The sequence below is a fragment of the Syntrophomonas sp. genome (assembly GCF_028707975.1).
Classification (GTDB): Bacteria; Bacillota; Syntrophomonadia; order Syntrophomonadales; family Syntrophomonadaceae; genus Syntrophomonas.
In genome coordinates this window covers 33,459-35,887 of the sequence record NZ_JAQVZX010000017.1, presented here as the reverse complement: position 1 = coordinate 35,887, position 2,429 = coordinate 33,459, and the positions used below count along the sequence as shown (strand labels likewise).

The window sequence follows — 2,429 nt, the reverse complement described above, 5'->3', positions numbered from 1 at the left end:
AAGCCCAATGACCCCGAGGCCCACAGTCCTTCTACGCTGACTTTGATGAAATAAAACTCAAAAAGACCCCGACCAGGAGTCATAAGCATCTGAATCAACAGAGCCAGGGCCAGGATTAAAAAAAATGGTTTCAAGGCCTGGTAATGGATTCGCGGAGTGATCCTACTACCCAACATAATAATTATTACCAGCAGTAGTAGCAGTATCTGTTCTTCAGGAAAAACACTCCAGAAAACAGCCAGACTCAATAGAGCAGTTCCGATTATTTTGCTGCGCGGATCCAGCTCATGAATTATGGATTTTTCTGGTATGTACTGGCCCAGAATCAGGCTTGTATTCATATTTCCTCGCTCCCCGCTTTAATTAATTTATCCTTTGACACCACTCTAAAAAAACCCTTTTTGTTGCATAAGGGTTACATAAATATACAAAGCGAGCGTTGGCGAAGGTGATGCGATCGCTATTAAGGGTGCACCCTGTCGGGCACTTCTGATGCTCCCTGCGGTCGCTATTAAGGGTGCTGAGCGGTATATTTATGCACACCAATGCATATTTATTACTTTTTGCAGTGACATTATCTTTTAGCCACGACCCGGGCGGGAGCGGCGAATGAAGTCTACCACTGCCCGGGCCGTTTCTTCGGGGCTGCGAGGGGAGGAAGAAAACTCCCAGCCCTTCTGCATTAAGCGATAAACCAGTTCCTGAGAGGCAGTCAGTTTCCAACCCTTCTGCATTAGGAAATCCAAGTATTCCAACCAGGAAGAGGATGCGGCATCCAGGATGAGCTGGCCTTTATCCAAGAGTATTATCCTGGGGCAAGAGGCCAACAACTGCTGGTAATGGTGTGATACCATTATAATGCTGATTCGCTTTTCCCGGTTTAGATAGGACAGGCATTGCAGCAAGGCCTGTCGGCCTTCATAGTCCAATCCGACAGCAGGCTCATCCAGGAGAAGAACCTGAGGTTTCATGGCCAGTATAGCCGCGATGGCCAGGCGACGCTTCTCGCCGCTGCTCAGGATGTGACAGCGGCGCAGCCTGTAGTTTTCAAAACCCAGTCCCATAGAGGCCATGGCTTCCCGCACCCGCTCATCCACTTCACTGTGGGATAAGCCCAGGTTGCGCGGGCCGAAAGCTATTTCATCATATACCTGCTTTTCGAATATTTGCTCCTCCGGAAACTGGAATACCAGCCCCACCTTTTGGCGCAGCCGTTCCAGCGATTTACGGCGGCCTGAATTGATGATTTCAGTATCCAGCCGGAGCTTGCCGCTGAAAGGGAAGAGCAGGCCACTTAGAATTTCCAGGAGGGTGGATTTTCCAGAACCGCTTTCGCCGGTAATACCCACGAACTCCCCGTCATTAATGAATAGGTTTAGCCCGCTCAGGGCCGTTCTTTCGAAAGGCGTGCCCAACTGATATGTAAAAGATAGCTTTTCTAGATGAAGCGACATATTTCCTCAACCAGCTTATCCATCTCCAAAATATTTCTTCCAAACGAAATCCCCCGGCTGTTGATTTCTTCAATGATATTGCTTATTTCTAAGGGCTCCAGGCCCAGGGCCAGCAATAAACGCCGCAAGGGAAATAATTCCCCGGGAGTGGAGATTGCTTTTACCTCTCCCTCTCCCAGGACCACCACCCGGTCAGCCCCTCTCGCCTCCTCCAGATCGTGGGTAATCATAATTAAGGATACTCCCTTATTCTTATGCAGACAACGAATACTCTCTATGATTTCCGACTTTCCCCGGGGATCAATCATGGACAGTGCTTCGTCCAAAACCAGGTAACGTGGCTTCATAGCCATTACCCCAGCAATGGCCACTTTTTGTTTCTGGCCTCCGGATAAGAAAGCGGGAGCTGCTTTTCTATAGGCTTCCATGGAGACCTGCTGCAATGAGTCACTCACTCTCTGCCTGATTTCACTGCGCTTAAGGCCCAAGTTTTCCGGACCAAAAGCTACATCCTCCTCCACCTGGTTAGAAATCAACTGGTTATCCGGATTGGAGAAGAGCAGCCCGACTCTTTGCCGGATAAGCTGAAGCTTATCCGCATCGGCAGTGTTCCATCCATCTACTTCCACTTTTCCCTGGATGGGAAGCAAAAGCCCGTTTAATAAACGGGCCAGAGTTGATTTGCCGGAGCCATTTCTCCCCAGTATTACCAGGAATTCATTCTCCCCAACATCCAAGTTTATGTTTTTTAAAGCCGGAAGCTCTTCTCCCGGATAAAAATAAGTCATATTTCTCAGACTTATCATACTTACTCCTCATGGCCGAGGGCTTCAACCACCGCTCACCGATGAAAGGTGAGTTATTAGGGGCTTGGATAGTAAGACCTGGCGGGAAATAACTTAAACCCCTCACGTTACTAATACAATGGTTAAACAATAGTTGAACAATCGCTAAACTACTGTTCCGTCTCCCGAC

General features: G+C 48.5%; 3 protein-coding genes. All 3 read right to left on the bottom strand.

Translation table 11 applies throughout. The features are described from left to right. Positions 1 to 341: CbiQ family ECF transporter T component (locus tag PHP87_RS04195; RefSeq protein ID WP_299918764.1), on the bottom strand; the 341-nt coding region annotated here is incomplete at its 3' end. Between the two features lie 240 nt (positions 342 to 581). Then, positions 582 to 1,454 carry an ATP-binding cassette domain-containing protein gene (locus PHP87_RS04190; RefSeq protein WP_299918762.1) on the bottom strand — a complete coding sequence of 291 codons (873 nt, stop codon included), beginning with the start codon at positions 1,452 to 1,454 and terminating at the stop codon, positions 582 to 584. Further along, a complete protein-coding gene (locus tag PHP87_RS04185) occupies positions 1,439 to 2,260 on the bottom strand; it encodes an energy-coupling factor transporter ATPase (RefSeq protein ID WP_299918761.1) in 822 nt (273 codons plus the stop codon). The genes PHP87_RS04190 and PHP87_RS04185 overlap by 16 nt, the downstream gene beginning before the upstream one ends. Positions 2,261 to 2,429: the final 169 nt, after the last annotated feature.

Coding starts and splice junctions, on each gene's coding strand:
- PHP87_RS04190 (WP_299918762.1), bottom strand. CDS start 1,454: ATGTCGCTTCATCTAGAAAAGCTATCTTTTACATATCAGTTGGGCACG.
- PHP87_RS04185 (WP_299918761.1), bottom strand. CDS start 2,260: ATGATAAGTCTGAGAAATATGACTTATTTTTATCCGGGAGAAGAGCTT.